This window comes from Aquabacter sp. DMC10, assembly GCF_056314145.1.
This window is the reverse complement of the sequence record NZ_JBQUYX010000004.1, coordinates 528,021-551,307: the sequence shown is the minus strand read 5'-3', so window position 1 is coordinate 551,307 and position 23,287 is coordinate 528,021. Positions and strand designations below refer to the sequence as shown.

Annotated in this window: 18 protein-coding genes; 8 read left to right on the top strand and 10 right to left on the bottom strand. The window is 66.4% G+C overall.

What is annotated here, in order from left to right:
* Positions 1-25 precede the first annotated feature (25 nt).
* The 5 genes from ACT54L_RS14150 to ccmI form a co-directional block, all read right to left on the bottom strand.
* Positions 26-958 carry a dihydrodipicolinate synthase family protein gene (locus tag ACT54L_RS14150; RefSeq protein ID WP_476086259.1) on the bottom strand — a complete coding sequence of 311 codons (933 nt, stop codon included), beginning with the start codon at positions 956-958 and terminating at the stop codon, positions 26-28.
* 392 nt (positions 959-1,350) lie between these two features.
* The gene (locus tag ACT54L_RS14145; protein WP_476086258.1) at positions 1,351-1,827 is read right to left on the bottom strand and encodes a cytochrome c-type biogenesis protein; all 477 of its coding nucleotides are present in this window, start codon (positions 1,825-1,827) and stop codon (positions 1,351-1,353) included.
* 2 nt (positions 1,828-1,829) lie between these two features.
* Positions 1,830-3,815, bottom strand: a complete 1,986-nt coding sequence (locus ACT54L_RS14140) for a heme lyase CcmF/NrfE family subunit (RefSeq protein WP_476086257.1) — start codon at positions 3,813-3,815, stop codon at positions 1,830-1,832.
* Complete coding sequence (ccmE, locus tag ACT54L_RS14135) at positions 3,812-4,345, bottom strand: cytochrome c maturation protein CcmE (protein ID WP_476086256.1); 534 nt, start codon at positions 4,343-4,345, stop codon at positions 3,812-3,814. Before ccmE ends, ACT54L_RS14140 begins: the two co-directional genes overlap by 4 nt.
* 63 nt (positions 4,346-4,408) lie before the next feature.
* Positions 4,409-5,605 (bottom strand): c-type cytochrome biogenesis protein CcmI, encoded by a 1,197-nt coding sequence (gene ccmI / locus ACT54L_RS14130; RefSeq protein ID WP_476086255.1) that lies wholly within the window; start codon positions 5,603-5,605, stop codon positions 4,409-4,411.
* 182 nt (positions 5,606-5,787) lie between these two features.
* Between ccmI and ACT54L_RS14125 the strand changes: the two genes are divergently transcribed.
* From ACT54L_RS14125 to ACT54L_RS14115, 3 genes are all read left to right on the top strand, one after another.
* Positions 5,788-6,165 carry a YidB family protein gene (locus ACT54L_RS14125; RefSeq protein ID WP_476086254.1) on the top strand — a complete coding sequence of 126 codons (378 nt, stop codon included), beginning with the start codon at positions 5,788-5,790 and terminating at the stop codon, positions 6,163-6,165.
* Positions 6,166-6,257: 92 nt separating this feature from the next.
* Complete coding sequence (locus ACT54L_RS14120; RefSeq protein ID WP_476086253.1) at positions 6,258-6,962, top strand: SDR family oxidoreductase; 705 nt, start codon at positions 6,258-6,260, stop codon at positions 6,960-6,962.
* A gap of 18 nt (positions 6,963-6,980) precedes the next feature.
* Complete coding sequence (locus ACT54L_RS14115) at positions 6,981-8,168, top strand: MFS transporter (RefSeq protein WP_476086252.1); 1,188 nt, start codon at positions 6,981-6,983, stop codon at positions 8,166-8,168.
* 5 nt (positions 8,169-8,173) lie between these two features.
* Here ACT54L_RS14115 and queD read toward each other — a convergent pair whose 3' ends face one another.
* Together queD and queE are read right to left on the bottom strand one after the other, a co-directional pair.
* Positions 8,174-8,530: a 6-carboxytetrahydropterin synthase QueD gene (gene queD / locus ACT54L_RS14110; RefSeq protein ID WP_476086251.1), complete on the bottom strand. Its 357-nt coding sequence runs from the start codon at positions 8,528-8,530 to the stop codon at positions 8,174-8,176.
* Positions 8,527-9,159 (bottom strand): 7-carboxy-7-deazaguanine synthase, encoded by a 633-nt coding sequence (queE, locus tag ACT54L_RS14105; protein WP_476086250.1) that lies wholly within the window; start codon positions 9,157-9,159, stop codon positions 8,527-8,529. The genes queD and queE overlap by 4 nt, the downstream gene beginning before the upstream one ends.
* Positions 9,160-9,387: 228 nt before the next feature.
* Between queE and ACT54L_RS14100 the strand changes: the two genes are divergently transcribed.
* The 3 genes from ACT54L_RS14100 (at position 9,388) to ACT54L_RS14090 (ending at position 12,426) form a co-directional block, all read left to right on the top strand.
* Positions 9,388-10,335, top strand: coding sequence for a ring-cleaving dioxygenase (locus tag ACT54L_RS14100; RefSeq protein WP_476086249.1), 948 nt, complete (start codon positions 9,388-9,390; stop codon positions 10,333-10,335).
* A 368-nt stretch (positions 10,336-10,703) separates the two neighbouring features.
* On the top strand, positions 10,704-11,360 hold the full coding sequence (locus ACT54L_RS14095) for a hypothetical protein (protein ID WP_476086248.1): 657 nt from the start codon (positions 10,704-10,706) through the stop codon (positions 11,358-11,360).
* A gap of 37 nt (positions 11,361-11,397) precedes the next feature.
* Positions 11,398-12,426: an AbiJ-NTD4 domain-containing protein gene (locus tag ACT54L_RS14090; protein ID WP_476086247.1), complete on the top strand. Its 1,029-nt coding sequence runs from the start codon at positions 11,398-11,400 to the stop codon at positions 12,424-12,426.
* A gap of 398 nt (positions 12,427-12,824) precedes the next feature.
* Here the strand turns inward: ACT54L_RS14090 and ACT54L_RS14085 are convergent, their stop codons facing one another.
* A complete protein-coding gene (locus tag ACT54L_RS14085) occupies positions 12,825-13,844 on the bottom strand; it encodes an acyltransferase family protein (protein ID WP_476086246.1) in 1,020 nt (339 codons plus the stop codon).
* Between the two features lie 224 nt (positions 13,845-14,068).
* Here ACT54L_RS14085 and mutL point away from each other — a divergent pair, with 224 nt between their 5' ends.
* Together mutL and ACT54L_RS14075 are read left to right on the top strand one after the other, a co-directional pair.
* Positions 14,069-15,970, top strand: a complete 1,902-nt coding sequence (gene mutL / locus ACT54L_RS14080) for a DNA mismatch repair endonuclease MutL (RefSeq protein ID WP_476086245.1) — start codon at positions 14,069-14,071, stop codon at positions 15,968-15,970.
* Positions 15,971-16,390: 420 nt separating this feature from the next.
* On the top strand, positions 16,391-20,119 hold the full coding sequence (locus ACT54L_RS14075) for a vitamin B12-dependent ribonucleotide reductase (protein ID WP_476086244.1): 3,729 nt from the start codon (positions 16,391-16,393) through the stop codon (positions 20,117-20,119).
* Positions 20,120-20,440: 321 nt separating this feature from the next.
* Here ACT54L_RS14075 and ACT54L_RS14070 read toward each other — a convergent pair whose 3' ends face one another.
* Together ACT54L_RS14070 and ACT54L_RS14065 are read right to left on the bottom strand one after the other, a co-directional pair.
* Positions 20,441-21,520, bottom strand: coding sequence for a hypothetical protein (locus ACT54L_RS14070; protein WP_476086243.1), 1,080 nt, complete (start codon positions 21,518-21,520; stop codon positions 20,441-20,443).
* A 273-nt stretch (positions 21,521-21,793) separates the two neighbouring features.
* Positions 21,794-23,272 carry a hypothetical protein gene (locus ACT54L_RS14065; protein WP_476086242.1) on the bottom strand — a complete coding sequence of 493 codons (1,479 nt, stop codon included), beginning with the start codon at positions 23,270-23,272 and terminating at the stop codon, positions 21,794-21,796.
* Between the last annotated feature and the right edge of the window lie 15 nt (positions 23,273-23,287).

Genomic DNA, 23,287 nt, shown 5'->3' with positions numbered 1-23,287 from the left:
GGGCCGGCGGGAGGCGCGAGGGGCGTCAGGCGGCGAGCGCGGTGTCCACGAGGGGATAGCCGGCAGCCTTGACGGCGGCGCGGATCTCGGCGTCGGCGGCATCGCCCAGCGGCTTCAGCGGCTCGCGGATGTTGACATTGTCGATCAGGCCGCGGGCGCGCAGGGCATGCTTGAGCGCAACCGTGCCTTCCATGTGCGAGCCGCGGTGATAGACCGCGCGGGTCAGCGGCAGCAGCTGCTCATGATACTTGCGGGCCAGCGTATAGTCCTGCGCCTTGCCGGCCTTCAGGAACTCCAGCAGCAGCTCGGGCGCCATGTTGCCATAGCCCACCAAGAGGCCGTCCACGTCGAACATGGTCGGCAGCAGCCATTCGTCGTGGCAGGACATGATGGCCAGGTTCGGGAAGGCGTTCTTCAGCGCGGGGATCTCATTGTACCAGCGCTTCATGTCCCGCACGCCATTCTTGGTGGCGGTCACGCCGGGGATGGCGGCGATCTCCAGCTGGGTGTCGAGGTCGTAATTGGCCTTGGTCACCGCCGGATACTGGAACAGGATGCACTCCAGGCCGGACTGGGCGACGGCCTTGTAGCGGTCCTGCGGCGCGCCCTTCTGGTAGCCGAAGCGCAGCCAGCCGTGGTTGGGATAGACCAGCGCGGCGCTGGCGCCGGCGTCGATCTTCTGCTTCGCCTCGATCTCGGCCACCTTGGTGCCCTCGCCGGTGATACCGGCCACCACGGGCAGCGGCGTGGCGTCCTTATAGACGCGGATCAGTTCGAGCTGCTCGTCATGGGTCAGGAACGTGCCCTCGCCCGCATGGCCGAGGATCACCAGGCTTTTGACGCCCGGGATCGCCGCCAGCCACTTGGCCAGGCGCGCATTGCCCTCGAAGTCCACATCGCCATTGTCCTTGAACAGGGTCACAGGCGCCGGGTTCAGGCCCTTCCAATCGATCGCCATTTCTCTTGTCCTTCCTTGGGTTCTCGTGGGCGCGGCGCCGGATGACGGGGGCGCCTGCAAGCGATCCCCCAACGTGATGCCCTCTTCGGAGGATCGTTAGCGGGAACGTTCCCAATCCTTGCCTGGAACGCTCCCGCTGTCAAGCGGCCCGTTGCGGCACACGCCACCGGGAGGCAGATCGCCCCCCGGTCGCGTGATGCCGCACCATCAGATGCAGATCACCGGTTCCGTCGGGACGGCGCTTGGTGGCAGCGGTCGGGGAGGATCGGGGGTGCGCGCCGGTTCAGAACGCTTTCCGAGCGAACGGAACCCGCCGCGCGTGAAGGACGTGCGGCCAAACACGGAGGCAGGTCGCTTCCGTGTCTACATGACACTCTGAAGCGACCCAGGCCTCAGCGCTCCTCGCCGGGCTCGCTGGCCAGCAGGCGGGCGATGCGCGCTTCCTCGTCCGGTGTCAGGCGGGCCACCTCGGGCGGGGCGCCGCGCCGGCGCAGGGCGAGGAGCACCACGACGCCGCCCAGCATCACGGCCAGGATGGGCGCACCCCATAGCAGGGCATTGCGCCAGGACAGCACCGGGCGCATCAGCACGAACTCGCCGTAGCGGTCCACCATGAAGGACAGCACCTGCCGATCGCTGTCGCCGGCCTTGAGGCGCTCGCGCACCAGGAGGCGCAGGTCGCGGGCGAGCGGGGCGTCGGAATCGTCGATGGACTGATTCTGACAGACCATGCAGCGCAATTCCTTGGACAGTTCCCGCGCCCGCGCTTCCAGCGCCGGGTCGGAGAGCACCTCGTCGGGCTGCACCGCATAGGCCGGCGCCGTGCCCAGCGGCACCAGCAGCGAGAGAAGGAGAAGCAGGACGCGCATGGCTATTCCGCCGGAACCGAGGCCGCGACCCGCCGGCGGGCCGTGCGCGGCGCCCCCACCCGCAGGCGCCGGTCGGCCAGGGACAGGCCACCGCCCAGCGCCATCACCACGGCGCCGAGCCAGATGAGCGTCACCAGGGGCTTCCAGGTGGCGCGGACGGAGACCACGCCGTCGGTGCTTTCCTCGCCCATGGCCACATAAAGCTGGCTCAACCCGAAGGTGCGGATGCCCGATTCGGTGGTGCCCATCTGGCGCGCCGCGAACTGGCGCTTGCCGGCCTCGATGGTGCCCTGGCTGACGCCGCCCTCGCGAATGTCGAAGACGGCGACGCGGGCGCGATAATTGGGGCCGGTGCGGTTCTCCATGCGGGCGAGCGTCAGCTCCCGTGCGCCCACGGTGATGGACTGGCCCACCCGCACCGCGCCGATGGTCTCCAGGCTCCAGGTGCTCTCGGACACGATGCCGAGCAGGCACAGGCCCACCCCGAAATGGGCCACCGCCGTGCCGAAGGCGGAGCGCGGCAGCCCGCGCAGCCGGCGCAGCGCCGTGGAAAAGGGCAGGCGCGCAAAGCCGGAGCGCTCGGCAATGTCGGTCAGGGCGCCCATCATCACGAAGACCGCGATGCCGATGGCCACCGGCGCGAGCACCGGGCCGCGCCCCTCCGCCGCCGCCGTCACCACCGCCGCCACCACGGCCAGCGCCGCTGCCAGCATCAGGCGCTGCCCCACGCCCAGGAGGTCGCCGCGCTTCCAGGCCAGCAGCGGGCCGAAGGGCATGGCGAAGACAAGGGGCAGCATCAGACCGCCGAAGGTGAGGTTGAAGAAGGGTGGCCCCACCGTGATCTTGTCGTCGGTGATGGCTTCCAGCGCCAGCGGATAGAGCGTGCCCACGAACACCGAGGCGGTGGCCGCGGTGAGGAATAGATTATTCAGCACCAGCGCCCCCTCGCGGGACACCGGCGCGAACAGGCCGCCCTGCCGCAAGTCCCCTGCCCGGAGCGCGAAGAGGCCGAGGCCGCCGCCGATGAAGACGGTGAGGATGGCAAGGATGAAGACGCCGCGCGCCGGATCGGTGGCGAAGGCATGCACGGAGGTGAGCACCCCCGAGCGCACCAGGAAGGTGCCGATGAGGGAGAGCGAGAAGGCAAGCACCGCCAGAAGGATGGTCCACACCTTCAGGGCGTCGCGCTTTTCCATCACCACGGCGGAATGCAGCAAGGCGGTGGCAGCGAGCCACGGCATCAGGGAGGCATTCTCCACCGGGTCCCAGAACCACCAGCCGCCCCAGCCCAATTCGTAATAGGCCCAGTAGGAGCCCATGGCGATGCCCAGCGTCAGGAACACCCACGCCGCCAGCGTCCAGGGCCGCACCCAGCGCGCCCAGGCGGCATCGATCCGCCCCTCGATCAGCGCCGCCATGGCGAAGGAGAAGGAAATGGAGAGGCCGACATAGCCGAGATAGAGGAGCGGCGGGTGGATGGCGAGGCCAGGGTCCTGGAGGATGGGATTGAGGTCCCGCCCCTCCGCCGGCGCCGGAACCAGCCGCAGGAAGGGGTTGGACGTCAAAAGGATGAACAGCAGGAAGGCGGTCGCCACCGAGCCCTGCACCGCCAGCACGTTCGCCCGCAGGCGATCCGGCAGGTTGGCGCCGAACACCGCCACCAGCGCCCCGAAGGTGGCGAGCACGAAGACCCACAGGAGCATGGAGCCCTCGTGATTCCCCCAGGTGCTGGTGATCTTGTAGATGGTGGGCATCTGCGAGTGGGAATTCTCCACCACATTGACCACCGAGAAATCGGACGTGAGATAGAGCGCCACCAGCGCCCCGAAGGCGAAGGTGATGAAGCCGAACAGCACCAGGGCGACCGGCACCGCCACCCCCATGAGCACGCCGTCGCCCCGCGCCGCTCCCCAGGCGGGGACCACGGTCTGGAACAGGGCCAGAGCCAGGGCCAGGATCAGGGCATATTGGCCGAGCTCGGCGATCATTGGGTCAGGCTCCCGGAGGCGGGCTTCTGTGGCGCGGGATTGGCGGACGCGGGCTTTGCTGCGGCGGGACCGTCGGCCGCGCCGGGCTTGGCCTTCTGGGCGTCCTCCATCCAATGGCCCTGCTGCTTCAGGGCATCGGCCACCTCGCGCGGCATGTAGCGCTCGTCATGCTTGGCCAGCACCGTGTCGGCCTTGAAGGTGCCGTCCGGCTGGACGGCGCCTTCCGCCACCACGCCCTGCCCTTCCCGGAACAGGTCCGGCAGGATGCCAGTATAGGCGATGGTCACGCGGGCATTGCCGTCGGTGACGGCAAAGCGCACGGACGGGCCCTCTTTCACCAGGCTGCCGGTCTCCACCAGCCCGCCGAGGCGGGTGCGGGTGCCAGGCGCGACCTTGTGCTCCGCCACCTCGGTCGGGGTGCGGAAGAAGACGATGGTGTCGTTCAGCGCCGTCAGGATCAGGCCTGCGGCAAGACCGAGCACGGCGAGCCCAACCCCGATCAGAACCAGGCGGCGACCTTTTCGCGTCACGTCCTCACACCCTCCACCTTGGCCCCTGCCTTCCCCCGAACCTTCTCCTGGACGCGGCGCGGCTCAACCGCCCACGCCCAGTTCCTGCGCCACCGCGTCGATCCGGGCGGTGGCCTCGGCATCGCCGCTGAAGGCGGACCGCGCCTGATCCAGCGCCCCGCGCGCCTTGGCCGGCTCGCCCAGCACCTGGAAGGCGCGCGCCAGCCGAAGCCAGCCATCCAGATCCTTGGGAGAGGCCTTCAGCCGCTGCTCCAGGCGATCCACCATGCCCTGCACCATGGCCGAGCGCTGGTCCGCCGAAAGGTTCGAGGCCGCGGCCACATCTTGGGCGCTGGGGCCGGGAATGGCCAGTCCGGGAGACGCCGGAGGCGAAGCCGGCTTCATCTGCGCCTTCGCTTCCGGCGCGGGCGCGGGCATCGGCGCGCCGGCACGGGCGAGCGCGGCGCGCACCAAGCCCACCCAGGGCGCACCCGGCGGCGCCTCTTCCACCATCCTGGTCCAGATGGCCACCGCCTCGGCGCGCCGGCCGTCCTGCTCGGCGGCGAGACCCAGGAAATAGCGGGCCTTCGCCATGTCCGGCTCAAGCGCCAGCGCGGCCTTGAAGGCCCGGGCGGCATCCTCGTTCACAATGCCGTCGGCCCGCAGCACCAAGGTCTCGCCCAAGGCCGCCTGGCGCTCGGCGGTGGAGCCGAGGATGCGGATGGCCTGGGCATAGGCGCGCACCGCATCGTCGAGGCGGCCCATGCGCACATAGACCGGGGCGAGCAACTCATAGCCCTGGCCGTCGGTGGGATTGGCGGCCAGATGCTCCTCCACCTTGCGCACCAAGATGGCCACATCCGTTCGGTCGGCGGGCGCGGCGAGACGCTCGGCCAATGGCGCCCCCGGCAAGGCGGGCGAGCCCAGATAGGCATAGAGGCCGGCACCGATCACCGGCACCGCCACCAGCGCCAGCGCCGCCACCATGCGCCGGCGGCCGGTTCCGGCCTTTGCCGGGAGGGCAGGCGCATCGGCGCCCGTCTGGTCGGCCGCAGCCAGCATGCGGCGGGACACCTCCACCCGCGCGCCCTGGGCCTGTTCCGGCGAGAGAAGGCCGGCGGCCTGGTCGCGGTCCAGTTCGGCCAGCTGGTCGCGATAGACGGCAAGGTCCGCCTCCCGCGCCTCGCGGGGAGCACGTCGACGACTGAGCGGCCACAGCACGGCCATGACCGCCACCGCGGTCATCAGGGCCAGCGCCGCGAAGAGCGGAGCGGAGATCATGCAAATGCCGTTAGCGGAGGATGCGGGCAAAGCAAAGGCTGCTTTCCGTCGCGGGGGGCGCTAGGAAGGCCGACTTCAGGAAAGCGTGATCGCCCGGGCCCCCGCGACCATCGTTCGGGTTGCGTCGGCGGCCGGTTCGCGCTTTTTGATCAAACGTACAAAGACCAGAAGGAAGACGGCCCATGGCCCTGTTGGACAAGCTCAGCGGCGGGCTGGGCGGCCTCATCAATTCCGGCCTCGCGGGGGCCATGATGGCCGGCCTGCCGGCCAAGCTCCAGGCGGCGCTCGCCTCCAGCCCCTATGGCGACCTCGACGGCCTGCTGGAGCGCTTCCGCGAGGCGGGATTTGGCGACGAGGTGGCCTCCTGGCTGTCGCCGGGCGAGAATCTCCCCCTCACCCGCGAGCAGATCATGGAAACGGTGGACCCCATGACCATGGGGGATCTGGCCGCCGCCATCGGCGTGCCCGCCCCCATGCTGCCCGGCCTCATGGCGCAATATCTGCCCGTGGTGGTGGACAAATTGAGCCCGAGCGGCACGCTGGAAATGCCCAAGCTCTGACCCGCCGGGCGCCTTGACGAAAGGCGCGAATTGGCGCCCAAGACCGCCGCAAGGGCGGCACACCCGGCCGACCGCGAACGGAGGGACATCCCATGGGCGATCAGAAGGTGGCGGTGGTGACGGCCGGCGGTTCCGGCATGGGGGCTGCGGCGGCGAAGCGGCTGGCGGCGGACGGCTTCAAGGTCGCCATCCTCTCCTCCTCCGGCAAGGGCGAGGCGCTCGCCGCCGAACTGAGCGGTATCGGCGTCACCGGCTCCAACCAGTCCCATGACGACCTCAAGCGCCTGGTGGACCTCACCGTCTCCACCTTCGGCCGCATCGACGTGCTGGTGAACAGCGCCGGCCACGGCCCCCGCGCCGCCATTCTCGACATCACCGACGAGGACTGGCACCGGGGGATGGACACCTATCTCCTCAACGTCATCCGCCCCACCCGGCTGGTGACGCCGATCATGCAGGCGCAGAAGGCGGGCGCGATCATCAACATCTCCACCGCCTGGGCATTCGAGCCGAGCCCCATGTTCCCGACCTCCGCGGTGTTTAGGGCGGGGCTGGCCGCCTTCACCAAGCTGTTCGCCGACACCTATGCGCCCGACAATGTGCGCATGAACAATGTGCTACCCGGCTGGATCGACAGCCTGCCCCAGCAGGACGCCCGCCGCGACGCCGTACCCATGGGCCGCTACGGCACCGCCGCCGAGATCGCGGCCACCATCGCCTTCCTCGCCTCGGAGGGTGCCGGCTACATCACCGGGCAGAACATCAAGGTGGACGGCGGGCTCATGCGCTCCGTCTGAGCGCGCGGGGTGCCCGCCATGCTGGATGAGGATCACGCCCGGCGCTGGCCGGTCATCGCCGCGCTGGGCGTGATGATGATCTTTGCCTGGGGCTCGTCCTTCTATCTCCTGGGCGTGCTGGCGGGGCCCATCGTCGCCGACACCGGCTGGCCGCTGACCTTCGTCATCAGCGGGGTGTCGCTGGGCCTGATGGTGAGCGGGCTCCTTTCGCCCGCCGTCGGGCGCTTCATCGGGGCCCATGGCGGGCGGCCGGTGCTGGCGGCCTCCACCTTGCTGCTGGCGAGCGGCCTTTTGATGCTGGCCTTCGCCCCCGGCCTGCCGATCTTCCTTCTCGCCTGGATCGTGCTGGGGCTGGGCATGGGCACCGGGCTCTATGATCCGGCCTTCTCCACCCTGACGCGGCTGTACGGCGCCTCGGCCCGGCGCGCCATCGCCACCTTGACCCTGTTCGGCGGCTTTGCCTCCACCATATGCTGGCCGCTGACGGCCATGCTGGCGGACATGCTGGGCTGGCGGGGGGCCTGCGCGAGCCTTGCGGCGCTGCAGGTCTTCATCTGCCTGCCGCTGGCGCTGTTCGTCATTCCCGCCGCCCCGGCGCTTCCCGCTCCGCCCGCCGGAACGCCGGCGCCGGCCATGGCGCTGCGGCCGAAGGAGCGGGCGCCCTTCGCCATTCTCGCCGCCATTCTGGTGCTGGGCGGCACGGTGATGACGCTGCTGTCGGTGCAGCTCCTCGCGCTGCTGCAGGCGCGGGGGCTGGAGCTGTCCGCCGCCGTGGCGCTCGGCACGCTCCTGGGGCCGGCGCAAGTGGGCGCCCGGCTGCTGGAAATGGCGGGGCGGGGGCGCCACCACCCGCTCTGGACGCTCACCCTGGCCTTGGCCATGGTGGCAGGGGGGCTTGCCTTGCTGGAACTGGGGCTTGTGGGCCCGGCCGCGGCGATCATTCTTTATGGCGGCGGCAACGGCATTTATTCCATCGCCCGGGGCACCTTGCCCCTCGCCTTGTTCGGTGCCGAACGCTACGCGCCGCTCATGGGGCGGCTGGCGCGGCCCGGCCTGGTGGCGCAGGCGCTCGCCCCTTCGCTCGGCGCCTTCGCCCTCGCCCGCTTCGGGGCGGATGCCACGCTGGCCATGCTGGTGGCGGTGGCGCTGGTCAATGTGATGCTCGGCCTGTCGCTTTGGCCGCTGGCCCGCCGGCTGGACCGCTGATCGCCTCAGCGCCCCTCATATTCCGCCCAGGAGAGGGGCGTCTCGAACACCCGCACGGTGGCGAGCGGCGGCAGGAGGGGCTTGGCCCGGTCCCAGATCCAGATGGCGATGTTCTCGGCGGTGGGGTTTTCCAGCCCCTCCACCTCGTTGAGGCAATAATGGTCGAGCCGCTTCAACAGGGGGTCGAACACCGCTTCCACGTCGAAGAAATCCACCACGAAGCCCGTATGGGCGTCCACCGGCCCCTCCAGCACCAGTTCCACACGGTAGGAATGGCCGTGCATGCGGAAGCAGCGGTGGGTCTGGGGCACGTTCGGCAGGCGATGGGCCGCCTCGAAGGTGAAGGCCTGGGTGATCTTCATGGGATGCCGACCATCTTGTGGGTCTGGACGGAGAGGCGCCAATGCGGGTGGTCGAGGCAATAGGCCACCGCCGCGGCGGTGTTCTCGGCGCGCGCCGGGCCGTCCATGGGTTGCAGGAAGAAATGGGTGAAGGCGAGGCCCGCCATATCCGCCGGGTCGAGCCCCGCCTGCGGATAGACCAGCTTCAATTCCTGGCCGGCGGTGAGATTGAGCGCCGCGCCCGCCTTGGGGCTGACGCAGATCCAGTCGATGCCGGCGGGCGGCAGCAAGGTGCCGTTGGTCTCGATGGCGATCTCGAAGCCTTCCGCATGGGCGGCTTCCACCAAGGCGTCATCCAGTTGCAGCAGCGGCTCGCCGCCGGTGAAGACCACCAGCCGCCGTGCCCGCTCCGGCCCCCACACGCGGGAGAGCGCCGCCGCCAGCGCGGCCGCATCCGCGAAGCGCCCGCCGCCCTCGCCATCCATGCCGACAAAATCCGTGTCGCAGAAGCGGCACACGGCGGTGGCGCGATCCTCCTCGCGCCCCGACCACAGGTTGCAGCCGGCGAAACGGCAGAACACCGCCGCCCGACCCGCCTGGGCGCCCTCGCCCTGGAGGGTCTTGAACATTTCCTTCACCGCATAGGACATGGGCCAAGCCCATATCGCCGCAGGGGCGCGGAGGGAAGCCTCTGAATGGCCGGCCATGCCGCCTCGCAAGCCCCGTTTGCGAAAGCGCAGATCGCAATCCCGGGTTCGAGGCCCTAACTGTGCATCAACGCCCTCAACGCCCCCGCCTCCCCCCTCGGTGGAGCGGGAACAGGCGGGCCAGGGTTTCCCATTTTTCGGCGGCGATCGCCCGCCGACAGGAGAGGCACCATGCAGCTCACCGGCATTCACCACCTCACCGCCATCACGGCGGATGCGGCCTATAATCACCATTTCTACACGGACACGCTGGGCCTGCGCCTCGTCAAGAAGACGGTGAACCAGGACGACACCTCCGCCTACCACCTCTTTTATGCGGACGGCGAAGCCAATCCCGGCACCGACATCACCTTCTTCGACTGGCCAGCGGCGCCCGAGCGGCGCGGCACCCATGCCATCGTGCGCACCGGCCTTCGGGTGCGCGACGAGGCGGCGCTCGATTTCTGGGCCGGGCGGCTGAAGGAGAAGGGGCTCGCATCCTCCGGGCTCGTGTCCCGCGACGGGCGCACCGTGCTGGATTTCGAGGACAAGGAAGGCCAGCGCCTGACCTTGCTGGCCGATGGCGGCACCGGCCCCGGCGTGCCGTGGGAGAAGAGCCCCGTGCCCGCCGATCACCAGATCCGCGGCCTCGGCCCCATCACCCTCTCGGTGCCGGACCTTGCCCCCACCGACGCGGTGCTCACCCATGTGATGAACATGCGCCAGGCCCGCATCTACCAGGCCGATGGCGCGGACGTGGCCGTCTATGAGATGGGCGAAGGGGGCCCGGCCGCCGAGCTTCACGTGCGCATCGAGCCGAAGCTCCGCCCTGCCGGCCAGGGCGCGGGCGGCGTGCACCATGTGGCCTTCCGGGTGCCGGACTTTGCGCAATACGACGCCTGGGCCGAGCGCCTCGCTTCCCTGCGCGTGCCCTCCTCCGGCCCCGTGGACCGCTTCTATTTCCGCAGCCTCTATTTCCGCGAGCCCAACGGCATCCTCTTTGAACTGGCCACCGACGGCCCCGGCTTTGCCACCGACGAGCCGCTGGAGAGCCTGGGCGAAAAGCTGTCCCTCCCGCCCTTCCTGGAGGGGCGCCGGGCGCGGATCGAGGCGGGGTTGAAGCCGTTGGTTACGGTGTGAGGGAACGAGCGGGCGGGCGGCCCGGGGGGGGGCCGCCCGGCGGTGGGGGTCGCGACAGAAGAGGATATTATTGGAAGCGTTCATGCAGGTCTGGTCCCGAGCCCATTTCGGTCGTTCAGCGGCTCGTGAGTAGTCCCTGAAAGCTGCCAATCGCCTTGAATTCTCCTCCGTTACATTTGGAGCCGAGAGCGGCATTTTCTGTTCTAATGACATGCTGCGCTCTATTTGGACGTCTCCGCTTCTTTGCCTGACTGTGCATCTGCCGCTTAAATTTAAAAATTTCATGTTGGCTCAGTTTAGGAGCCAGTGTGATTAGGCACAATTTTCTGTAATGCTCGGCAAGATTGCATCGCATCAATGGGGGTAAGATGTTGGACGATGAAAACCGCCGCCTCATAATGGATCGGCTTGGCGGGGCGGTGGATGATCTCGTGGCGGACTTGTACTCACACACCGCAGGCGGTGTCAGTGTGGTGCAGGAAGCCGAGATCACGTCGCGATTGTGCCAGCGCCTGGAAGACAGGTTGGATAACTCGCAGGCAGGAGAATATATCTTTCGAGTAATAGCCCAGTCATTGCCGGATCGCGGACCAAACTCGATGGAAAAGCTTTTCGGCGCGGACCTTTTCCTGTCGATCTCGCTCGATGGGGCTGACGGCTTTGACAAAGGCATTTTTATCCAGGCGAAGTATGACCGCAACATCAACCGCACCGAGCTGAAAGATGCTTGCCGCCGTATGGAGGCAATAGCAGAACGCCAAGGCGTTTACGTCTGGGTGTATGAGCCTGATGGCGTCAAAGTGCTGTCATCGCACCAGGTGGGTCAGATGAAGCAAAACTCTCTCGCCGGAATCCAACCACGGACGATGACCGGCTTCACTGGGCGCATCTTGGATTGTTATGCGGGCAGTCGAGCCTGGGGGATTCCGTCTATTGGAGACCGGCGTAAATTAGTTGCTGAACGCCTACTTGAAGCGAGAGCGAGCAATCTCCTGGACATCAAACTGAAAAAAGATCGATGCTAACGACCGAAACGCCCGGTCGCCGTGACGGATAAACCCCATGCTTGTCGATATTTTTGCTCGCCGATACGAAGGAGTTCAGCTTCGTGCAGCGTTTGAAGAGCGGGACAGTCGCCTGCTTGTCCAATCGTTCCGTATCCTCGCGGAAGACCTGGCGCCTTACTATCTGGATGGTCAGGAGAATTCTGCATCCGTCAGTTTCTGGACGACTCTTGAAAGCAGCCTGTCACGCGAACTTGGCGTGAAAGAGCTTTCCCAAAACTGGTCATACTATACCACCAATGGGCGAGTTCAGTCGTTCAAAAATACCATGCTTTCGGTCTGCGAAAAGTGGCTGACCCAGCCCCCTGCCGGTTCACCAGATACCCACTTAAAGGAGCGGTTGAGCCTCATCGAACTTGGCTTCCGCGCCAAGGAAGCCGATATTGCAGCAATGAATGCTAGGGATGTAACGGATGGCGAGAAGCTACTTGCATCGCTCACCCGCCCAGGACTGAGAGTGCCTGGAAATCCAGAAGACGGTGCCCGCGCTCGACGCGCTATGCTAACAAAGGCATTTCAAACCGCTGTAGACGAGTTGAACACTCGCTTCCGCCAAGCCAGATATCCTTTGAATTACCATAACGGCTTCATTCAGATAGTGACCGACGATCTGGTGCAGATCGAGGTTGAGACCCCCTTTTGGTCTCTCCTGGCAGCCCCACAATGGCAAAACGTTGATATCGACATGAAAGAGGCGCTCGACCTCCGCGACAGTGACGGCAGGGACCCTGCTTTTTATGCGGCACGAGCGTTGGAAAGCACGATCAAAATCATCTCCGACACCAAAGGGTGGACGCATGGAAAAGAGAGGGGTGCCCACAATTATATTGATAACCTCTGCTCTAAGACAAATGCCTTCATAGTCCCTTGGGAAAGTGCCTCGATCAAAGACTTCTTCACCCACGTTCGAAATCCATTCGGGCATGGGGCTGGTAGCTCAACCATGCCGTCGCTGACGAGACCACAAACAGAATGGGCAATCGAGTTCAGTATGAGCTGGATAAAGAACCTGATCCGGCGCATGTAGTGGTGCCAGTCGGCTTCCGTATCTTCGCAATTGGCGCTTTCCTGAAAGGACACGGCGGATCTAAGGCGATGACACCTATTGCTTCAACGGCCGACATGAGGGCGCGCTGCTATCACACTACAGCACACTCCAACGTCGCCTTTTGCACGGATGCCGTCCGATACCGAACAGTCTCCTTCCCACCAGATCTCAGATGCCCCCCATCCCTTGCCCTCTGCCCTATACTCCCCACTCCCGTCCCCTGAGTCGAAGCGTCCGCGCTTTCCATGCCCATCCGTCGCCTGCCCCCCATCCTGATCGACCGCATCGCCGCCGGCGCGAATGCACCGGATGCTCCCGCGAGCGCCATCTCGGGCTGATCAGGCGCACCCACCCCCGCCACTCGCCCCCTCGCCCCCTCACACCACCGCCGCCCGCTTCCCCCGCCCCGACAAAGCCCGCGTCAGGGGCACTTCCACCCAGTGGTGGACGAGGAGGCCGACGAGGCTCGCTGAGATCAGGGCGGTGGCGATCCAGCTGGTAAATTGCAGCCAGCCATAGGGCATATGGTGCACGAACACCGCGCGCAGCCCGAAGATGAACAAAGCGTGGGTGAGATAGATGGAATAGCTGGCATCCCCCAGCCGCTGCAGCAGGCGGCAGTTCCAGCGGGCGAGGCGCGGCTCGTTGGCAAGGCCTCCCAGCACCAGAAGGGGGGCGCCGAGGAAGAGGAGGAGGTCCTCCGCCCGCCCGCCAAAGGCAATGGCCAGGAGGATGAGAGCGCCCCCCAGCGGCAGGCAGAAGCCCCATCGGGACAGGTCGCGGGTGTCGTACATCCAGCCGATGAACAGCCCCATGAGGAAATAGAGCAGGATATAGTCCGTATAGGTCAGAAGCACCGGCCCGCTCACCGCCACCAGCGCGCCCACCGCCACCAGGGCCAGGATGACGAGGCTATTGACCAGCAGCACCGCCCCAAGCGCCAGGGACAGAGCGAAGATGGCGTAGAAGAACATCTCGTAATTCAGCGTCCATCCGGGGATGAGGATGGGCCACAATTCGTCCGGCCATTTCAGCGAATAGTGGGGAATGAAGAAGAGCGAATAGACATAGCTCATGAAGAATTCATGGGCCCGCGGCGCCCAGTCCTGCACCTTGTAGAGCAGCACCGCCGCGATGGTGGTGCAGATCCAATAGAGCGGCACCACCCGCACGATGCGGCGATAGAGGAAACGCAGCGGGGTCTCCGTGCGGCCCACCCGATACATGATGAAGCCGCTGATGACGAAGAAGACATAGACGCCGGCAACCCCGATATTGAAGCCGCTCAAGGGATTGAACAGGCCGGGGTCGGGGTTGCGCGCATGGTGCAGCACCACGGTGAGCGCCGCGAGCGCGCGCAGATATTGAATGGAGACAATGGTCCTTGATCCGGTCATCGGCTGTTGGCCCCCGCCCGCGTGCCGCGTCCTCAAGCGGCCCGTCGCCGCGGGGCGGAAGGTAAGGCGGGGACGCCCGGGCGGGGAATGAACAAAAATAGCCCGGTCTGCCCGACGGTCCCCTCTCGCCAGGGAACCCGGCGCGACCGGCGCGGACGGCCTATACTGGGGCCACATCTGTTCCGAGTCGCCCCGCGTCCCATCGTCCCGTTTCGAGCCGTGCCATGCCCATCCGTCGCCTGCCCCCCATCCTGATCGACCGCATCGCCGCCGGCGAGGTGGTGGAGCGGCCGGCGGCCGTGGTGAAGGAATTGGTGGAGAATGCGCTGGATGCAGGCGCCCGGGCCATCGAGGTGGTGATCGATGGCGGCGGGCGGCGGCTGATCCGGGTGGCCGATGACGGCTCCGGCATGGGGCCGGACGAATTGGCGCTCTGCGTCGAGCGGCACGCCACCTCCAAGCTGCCGGACGAGGATCTGCTCGCCATCTCCACTTTGGGCTTTCGGGGCGAGGCGCTGCCCTCCATCGGCTCGGTGGCGCGGCTGTCCATCACCTCGCGCCTGAAGGGCGCGCCCCATGCCTTCGAGATCAAAGTGGAGGCCGGGGTGGTCTCGGCGGTGCGGCCGGCGGCGCTCGGCGCCGGCACGCGGGTGGAAGTGCGCGACCTCTTCTTCGCCACCCCGGCGCGGCTGAAATTCCTGAAATCCGACCGGGCGGAAGCGGCGGCGGCCACCGACGTGGTGCGGCGCCTGGCGCTCGCCCGTCCGGACGTCGCCTTCACTCTGGTGGCCGAAGAGCGCGGCCCCCTCACCTTTCCCGCCCGCGCCGATGACCCGGAGGGCCGCGCCGCCCGCATGGCCGATGTGCTGGGCGCCGAGGCCGGGCGCAATGTGATCCCGGTGGAGGGGATGAGGGAGGGGGCGCGGCTGGAGGGCCTCGCCGGCCTGCCCACCTTCTCCAAGGCCAATTCCCTCTCCCAATTCCTGTTCGTGAATGGCCGCCCGGTGCGCGACAAGCTGCTCATGGGCGCGGTGCGCGGCGCCTATGCGGACCTGCTGCCCTCCGACCGCCACCCGCTGCTGGCTCTCTTCATCACCCTCGATCCGCGCGAGGTGGATGTGAATGTCCACCCGGCCAAGACCGAGGTGCGCTTCCGCGATGGCGGCAACATCCGCGCGCTCATCGTCCGCACCCTCTCCACTGCCTTGGCCGAGCGTGCCCCCAGCACCGCCGCCACCATGGCGGATCGCCTGGTGGCGCTGGCCCGCGCGCCGGAACTGGAAGGGGGACCGGCATCGCCCGCCCTGCCCCCCGGCCTTCCCCGCCCCCTGCCCCGCCCCGATGGCGGCTGGTCCGGCCGGTTCCGCGCGCCCGAGCCCCTGCCCGCCGGCGGCCATGACTGGCGCGCCTCCCCCGCCCGGCCGCTGGCTGTCGATCCCGTGGCCGCCGCCGTGCTGGCGGAGCCGGTGCAATCGGCCTTCGAGCTGGGCGCGCCCTCCGTGGATGCCCGCCCCGCCTTCGGCCCCCTGGAGGCGGCCGATCTCGACCGGCCGCTGGGCGCCGCGCGGGCGCAATTGCACGAGACCTATATCGTCGCCCAGACCCGCTCAGGGATGGTGCTGGTGGACCAGCACGCCGCCCATGAGCGGCTCGTCTATGAGAAATTAAAGCACGCCCTGGAGCGCGACGGGGTCGCCCGCCAGGGGCTCCTGGTGCCCGTGGTGGTGGATCTCGACCCGGCGGAGGCCGATCGCCTCGCCGAGCGGGCGGGCGACCTGGAGCGGCTCGGCCTGGTGCTGGAATCCTTCGGCCATGGCGCGGTGCTGGTGCGCGAGGTGCCGGCGCTGCTGAAGGAGGCCGATACCACCCGCCTGGTGCGCGACCTCGCCGAGCATGCGGCCGAATGGGACGATGCCTTGCCCCTGGAGCGCCGCCTCCTCCATGTGGCCGCCACCATGGCCTGCCACGGCTCCGTGCGCGCCGGCCGCCGCCTGCGGTTGGAAGAGATGAACGCCCTCCTGCGGGAGATGGAGGCGACCCCCAATTCCGGCGAGTGCAATCACGGACGGCCCACCTTCGTCACGCTCTCGTTGTCGGACGTGGAGAAACTGTTCGCGCGTCGGTAGCGGGGCCAATCCCCCGCATGACGCGCGAAAGACACACCGCGCGATTGTTGGTTCGCCGGCTGTGGATGACGTGCATAACGCTGGGGCCCGCCGGCCCGCCTTGTCCACAGGGCCAAACGGGCCGAAACCCGCGTCGGGCCAAGGACGTTTACGACTTGTTAACAGGGATGGCGCGACTATATTTAGTAGGCAGCCAACGAATGGAGCCCCAAAATCTGTGTTTGACGGCGGCGCCAGACTCGCACTAGCGTCCACCTCCTCGACAGCGGGACACATTGGCCGAAGGCCGGTATTCACCCACTGTCGGTCCCAAACACAGCAGTCCGGTCTCCGGGACGGCGCGAGCCGTCGTACCCGCGCGTTTGCGTTCGGCTGCCGCCATCTTTGCTGAATGCCCTTGGGGGGCTGAGGAGTCTCGATATGCGCGTCGAACGCCGCTACACCACGGCCGGACAGTCGCCCTATGCCGGCATCGCCTTCCGCGAGACCGTCAGCGAGATCCGCAATCCGGATGGCTCGGTGGTCTTCCGCCAGGACGGCATCGAGGTGCCCGCGCACTTCTCGCAGGTGGCGAGCGACATCCTGGCGCAGAAGTATTTCCGCCGCGCGGGCGTGCCCTCGCGCCTGAAGAAGGTGGAGGAGAATGCCGTCCCCTCCTTCCTGTGGCGCGCCAAGGCGGACCTGGATGCGCTGGCCTCCCTGCCCGTGGACAAGCGCTATGGCGGCGAAATCTCGGCCAAGCAGGTGTTCGATCGCCTGGCCGGCACCTGGACCTATTGGGGCTGGAAGGGCGGCTATTTCGACAGCGAGGCCGATGCGCAGGCCTTCTTCGACGAGCACCGCTACATGCTGGCCATGCAGATGGTCGCCCCCAATTCCCCCCAGTGGTTCAATACCGGCCTGCACTGGGCCTACGGCATTGACGGCCCCGGCCAGGGCCATTTCTACGTGGACCATGTGACGGGGGAGGTCCATGCCTCCACCTCCGCCTATGAGCGGCCCCAGCCCCATGCCTGCTTCATCCAGTCGGTCGGCGACGACCTGGTGAATGAAGGCGGCATCATGGACCTGTGGGTGCGCGAGGCGCGCCTGTTCAAGTATGGCTCCGGCACCGGCACCAATTTCTCGTCTCTGCGCGGCGAGGGCGAGAAGCTCTCCGGCGGCGGGCGCTCGTCCGGCCTCATGAGCTTCCTGAAGATCGGCGACCGCGCGGCGGGCGCCATCAAGTCCGGCGGCACCACCCGCCGCGCCGCCAAGATGGTGGTGGTGGATGCGGACCATCCGGACATTGAGGCCTATGTGGACTGGAAGGTGGTGGAGGAGCTCAAGGTCTCCGCCCTCGTCACCGGCTCCAAGCTCAATGCCAAGCACCTCAAAGCCGTGCTCAAGGCCTGCGTGAATTGCGAAGGCTCGGGCGATGCCTGCTTCGATCCGGAGAAGAACCCGGCCCTGAAGCGTGAGATCCGCGCCGCCCGAAAGGCCCATGTGGCCGATGCCGCCATCCGGCGCATCATCCAGTATGCCCGCCAGGGCTATACGGACATCGACATCGACATCTACGACACCGATTGGGACGGCGATGCCTATCTCACGGTGGCCGGCCAGAATTCCAACAATTCGGTGCGCGTGACCGACGCCTTCCTGCGCGCGGTGGAAGCGGACGGCGACTGGGAGCTGATCCGCCGCACCGACGGCAAGGTGCACAAGACGCTGAAGGCCCGCGAGCTGTGGGAGAAGATCGGCGCCGCCGCCTGGCATTGCGCCGATCCCGGCATCCAGTTCCACACCACGGTGAATGACTGGCACACCTGCCCGGCCGGCGGCGAGATCCGCGCCTCCAATCCGTGCTCGGAATATATGTTCCTGGACGACACGGCCTGCAATCTCGCCTCGCTGAACCTCCTCCAGTTCCGCGACGCCGAGAAGCGCTTCGACGTGGAGAGCTTCGAGCATGCGGTGCGGCTGTGGACCGTGGTGCTCGAAATCTCCGTGCTGATGGCGCAGTTCCCCTCGCGCCGCATCGCCGAATTGTCCTACGAATACCGCACGCTGGGCCTGGGCTATGCCAATATTGGCGGCCTGCTCATGTCGTCGGGCATTCCCTATGACTCGGCCGAGGGCCGCGCCATTTGCGGCGCCATCTCCGCCATCATGACCGGCATCTGCTATGCCACCTCGGCCGAGATGGCCAAGGAGCTGGGCACCTTCCCGGCCTATGAGGCCAATGCCGAATCCATGGCCCGCGTCATCCGCAACCATCGCCGCGCCGCCCATGGCGAGGCCGCCGGCTATGAGGGCCTGGCCGTCGACCCGGTGCCGCTGGATCACGCCTCCATCAAGGACGCCCGCCTCTCCGCCCATGCCCGCACGGCCTGGGACAAGGCGGTGGAGATGGGCGTCCAGCACGGCTATCGCAACGCCCAGGTCTCGGTGATCGCCCCCACCGGCACCATCGGCCTGGTGATGGATTGCGACACCACCGGCATCGAGCCCGATTTCGCGCTGGTGAAGTTCAAGAAGCTGGCCGGCGGCGGCTATTTCAAGATCATCAACCGCGCCGTGCCGGAGGCGCTGCGTGCGCTCGGTTATGGCGAGGCGCAGATCGCCGAGATCGAGGCCTATGCGGTGGGCCACGGCTCGCTCGCCCAGGCCCCTGGCATCAACCATACCACGCTGAAGGCCAAGGGCTTCGACGAGGCGGCGATCCAGAAGGCGGAGAGCGCGGTCAAGAGCGCCTTCGACATCAAGTTCGCCTTCAATCGCTGGACCTTCGGCGAGGAATTCCTGGCTAAGACGCTGGGCGTGGCACCGGCGCAGCTGGCGGACCCCAAGTTCGACCTGCTGGCGCACCTGGGCTTCACCAAGGCCGAGATCGACGCCGCCAATGTCCATGTGTGCGGCGCCATGACCTTGGAAGGCGCCCCCTTCCTGAAGGCCGAGCACCTGCCGGTGTTCGACTGCGCCTCCCCCTGCGGCCGTCTCGGCAAGCGCTTCCTCTCGGTGGAGAGCCACATCCGCATGATGGCGGCGGCGCAGCCCTTCATTTCGGGCGCCATCTCCAAGACCATCAACATGCCCAATGACGCGACGGTGGAGGACTGCAAGTCCGCCTACCTCCTGTCCTGGCGCCTGGCGCTGAAGGCCAACGCGCTCTATCGCGACGGCTCCAAGCTCTCCCAGCCCCTCAACGCCCAATTGGTGGCGGACGAGGAGGACGAGGACGATGCGGTGGAGGCCCTGGTGGCCCAGCCCGCCGCCGCCCGCACCGCCTCGGTCACCGAGAAGATCGTCGAGCGCGTGGTGGAGCGCATCGTCGAGCACCGGGTGCGCGAGCGCGAGAAGATGCCCGACCGCCGCAAGGGCTATACCCAGAAGGCGGTGGTGGGCGGCCACAAGGTCTATCTGCGCACCGGCGAATATGATGACGGCCGCATCGGCGAGATCTTCATCGACATGCACAAGGAGGGCGCGGCGCTCCGCTCGCTCCTCAACAACTTCGCCATCGCCATCTCGCTCGGCCTGCAATATGGCGTGCCGCTCGAGGAATATGTGGACGCCTTCACCTTCACCCGCTTCGAGCCGGCGGGCCCCGTGCAGGGCAACGACACCATCAAATATGCCACCTCCATCCTGGACTATGTGTTCCGGGAGCTGGCGGTGTCCTATCTGTCGCGCAGCGATCTCGGCCATGTGGACCCCTCCGACACCGGCTTCGACGCGCTCGGCAAGGGCGTGGAAGAAGGCAAGGCCCCCTCGGCGGCCGCGGCGCGGATCGTCTCCAAGGGTCTGGTGCGCGGCAAGACGGTGAACCTGCTGGCCCAGGCGATGGCCCCCGCCGAGCCGCGCGCCTCGTCCGATAAGGTGACGGTGCTGCGCGCCCGCACGGACGGAGCCACCGCCCTGAAGGCGGAGCCGGAGCCCGAGGCCCTGCTGGAGGTGGATGCCGAGGCGGTGGAAGAAGCCGCCACCAGCGTGCTGGACAAGCAGCTCCCCTGGAGTCCCAAGGCCCGCGCCGCCGAGCGCCGGGCGGAGGCCCGCGCCAAGGGCTATGAGGGCGAAGCCTGCCCCGAATGCATGAACTTCACGCTGGTGCGCAACGGCACCTGCCTGAAGTGCGACACCTGCGGCTCCACCACCGGCTGCTCGTGAACGAAACGGGGCGCCCCTGAGGCGCCCCGAAACGTTTTTTGGGCCCCCACGTCCCTCCCGAGCGGGCGGGCCGTTCGCGGCCCCCTCACACAAAGGGCGCCCACCCCGATTGACGCGGGTGCGCGCACGAGGGAGTGAGGCTGGTATTCGCGTTAAGCGGCGCCTCCGGGCGTCCCCCCTGCCCCTCTCCATCGCGCCACCCATCCCTGGCACTGCCCCAGCAGGAAACCAAGGGAGAGAAAGGTTCAAGGGTGGGATGGCCCGTCCCCCCATGCAAGCGGTACCGGCGGCACCGGAGGGAAGGCCGCGCCATGTCCGCCGTCAGAACTTCTGGAAAAGCTTATTGCGATTGCCAATGGGACCCTTAAGGGGCGAGAGGCGGGGTTTCTGGAGTTCGGGTTCCCTGAGTTGCAACATGGCATCGGGAGGCTTGAACTCAGGCTGCTTGATCTCGGGTAGAAGGACTGACCCCGTTTTCTTGCCAAAGCCTGAGGTGTTCTTTTGGGGCAGGGGTTTCTGCGTCAGCCAAATGGAATCCCTGTCTTTCGCCGCCTTGATCTCGGCAGCGAGTTTTTCTTTGAGTTCCTGCGCGTTGGCGATCGGTGCGAGGGGCTGGCCCACGCCGGCCTTTTTGACGAGCAGCTTGCTCGCCAACGGGTCCGGCTTGCCGAACGTCGGCGTCTCCCGGAATTTGAATGGGCTCTTGTCGCGCTCCTGCGCTTGGCCGTCCAAATGTAGCTGCGCGGCCTCTTTATTTGCGGCGAGATCAAGCGTGACTCGGGAGACATACTGATCGACGGTCTGCGTCATAGGAAACTTGGAATCCATCAACTTGACGTCGATGAACTTGAAGCCATCCTCGGTGCGCAAGACGTTATGGTGGGTCTCGTCCCACGATGTCCCGGTCTTCTTGAGTGCAGTGGCGAAGGTCCGCAAGCTGTCAACAAACGGCTTCAATTCCTCATTCCGGATACGTTTAGGCTGGCTGCTGGTCACCTCAATCTTTGACATGACGTAAGCGGGCGCGGTTCCGCCACCATCGATCCTCGCTTCGCCCGTGTCCAAGGGCTTCGGCACGAGGTGGGGCACAACCTTGTGAAGGCGAGCGAGCGCTGCAAACTCGGAATCGCGCCGCTCCGGCCAGTTATATTTGTACACCTTGAAGACGTTCTGACCGTCGGTATAAGTGACCGCCTCCATTCCTTTTCCCAATGAGGTGACTTCGCCCTCCCAGGCGCTTTTGGCTCCCTTTGCCTTATACTCGATGGCGTAGCGCTGTACCGGGAAATGGAAGCCGGCTTCGTTGTCCACCGGCTCCCTGTTGCGGCCGAAGGGGGTGGCTCTGCCTTCCGAGACTCCCCTGGTTTCCCGCGTCTTGGTTTTCTTGGTGCCGCACATCATGGCCTCCCTTGCGCGCGCGTCTGGCGCCGCCTTGTCATGGCCCGACCGTTCCTTGCGACGGGCACGTGCCGCGTCCGCCGATGCGTTCCGTGAATGCCTCGGCCGGGTCGAGGCCTTCCGTCCTGGACAGTCCTCACCAAGACTTGTCCGCCCTATCGGGCAAATTTTACTTTCGCGATCGGCGCGTTAGACTGAAAACCTCGGCACCCAGCCCTTGCTTCAGGCCAAGGGCGGCGCCTCTCACCGCGGGCGGGAGAGGCGCCGCCCCCGGGATCAGCCGACCGCGAGCGCCATGATCTGATAGAAGGACGGCGTGGCTGCATTGACGGGGGTGATCGTAATGACCACCGTATTCAGGCCCATCTGCAAGTAGTCACAATAGTCGATCGACGTGAAGTCCTGATTGCGCAGGACGATGGACGTCACATTGTCCCCGCCGGAGCCGGCCTCGGGTGCGTCGACGAACTTGGTCAAGGCCGCGTTTCCGTTGACGACGATGCTCAACTGCACAGCGACGCCGACAGATGTCCAGTTCTTGAGCCAGAGCGTGACGTCTTTCGCCGCATTGATGGTCTTGAAATAGAGGGTCATCTTCACGGGGCCGGTGGTGAAGTCCGTGCTCATGACCTCATTGAACCCCGCACCGCGCACCAGCAGCGTGTTGTTCACCGAGGTGATGGCAAACGGCCCACCCGCCGCCGTCGGAGCCACATCAAACTGGTTCGCCACGAAGCCGAGCACAGCCGAGCTGCTGTCGCCGGTCATGATGGGATCGAGCGCGAGCACCGGAAGGTCCAACGTCTGCGACGTATAGAGGATCGGCGCATACGTTGTCAGCTTTGCCACCAGTTTACTGGCGGTCACTTGATGGGAGGCGGCACCATAGTTCACGCTATGGTTGAAGGCGATCTCCTGAGGCCCGGCGATGCCAGCGTTGGGCACCACCAGCCAGGACGCGCTGGCCACGAAATCCACCCCCAGCAGAGACAGCTCCGAGGGCGGATAGATGACCGTGCCGTCAAACAGGCGCTGCTGAATAAAGCCAGGTAACAGGATGTTGCCGTTGCTGTCGACCCCTCTGAACTGAATGACGTTCCAGGGAAATTCCTGGCCCCAGACCCAGGTTGGCGTCTGGTCGCCCACATCCAGCTGCGAATAGCTGCCCCAATCCTTGATGGTCATCGAATTTGAGTTCGACAATTGGGTGCCTTTGTCCACCGATTGCCCCGTGCTCAGCGACCGGGACGTTTCGTCTGTGGAGGAGTGCTGGTAATTTCCGGAAAGGTCGCCCACCGGCATGGGGCCAAAAAACCCAATGGAGGCGGAGGCGCCGTAGCTGTTGGTCTGGGAGTGGGCCGATCCCGTGGTGGATTGCTGGGAGACCTGAAAATCCTGGTTTGTGGTCTGGTTTTGGCTGGTCGCCACGGCTGTATTCAGCGTGCGCGGCGTATAGTCCATCAGCAGTGTCGACTGCAGAATGTTGTTTGGATCAGAAATCGCAATCTGGTTGGTGAGCAACGCCGGATAATTCAGGAAGCTGGTTATGGTCTCGGCCTGCGGACCGAATGGCGAGGGATTGGGAAGCACCAGGCGCTGCGTACAGGTGACGATATAGGATTTGACCCTGCCCAGATTGCGCGTGTCGACGTAAGAGCGCACCTCATATTGGATGACGGTTTGCCCAAGCGTCACGTCGGACGACGAGAGCGGTACGGTCTCCGTTTGCGTGTAGAGGTCCCTGAGAATAATCATGTCACCCTCCAGGCC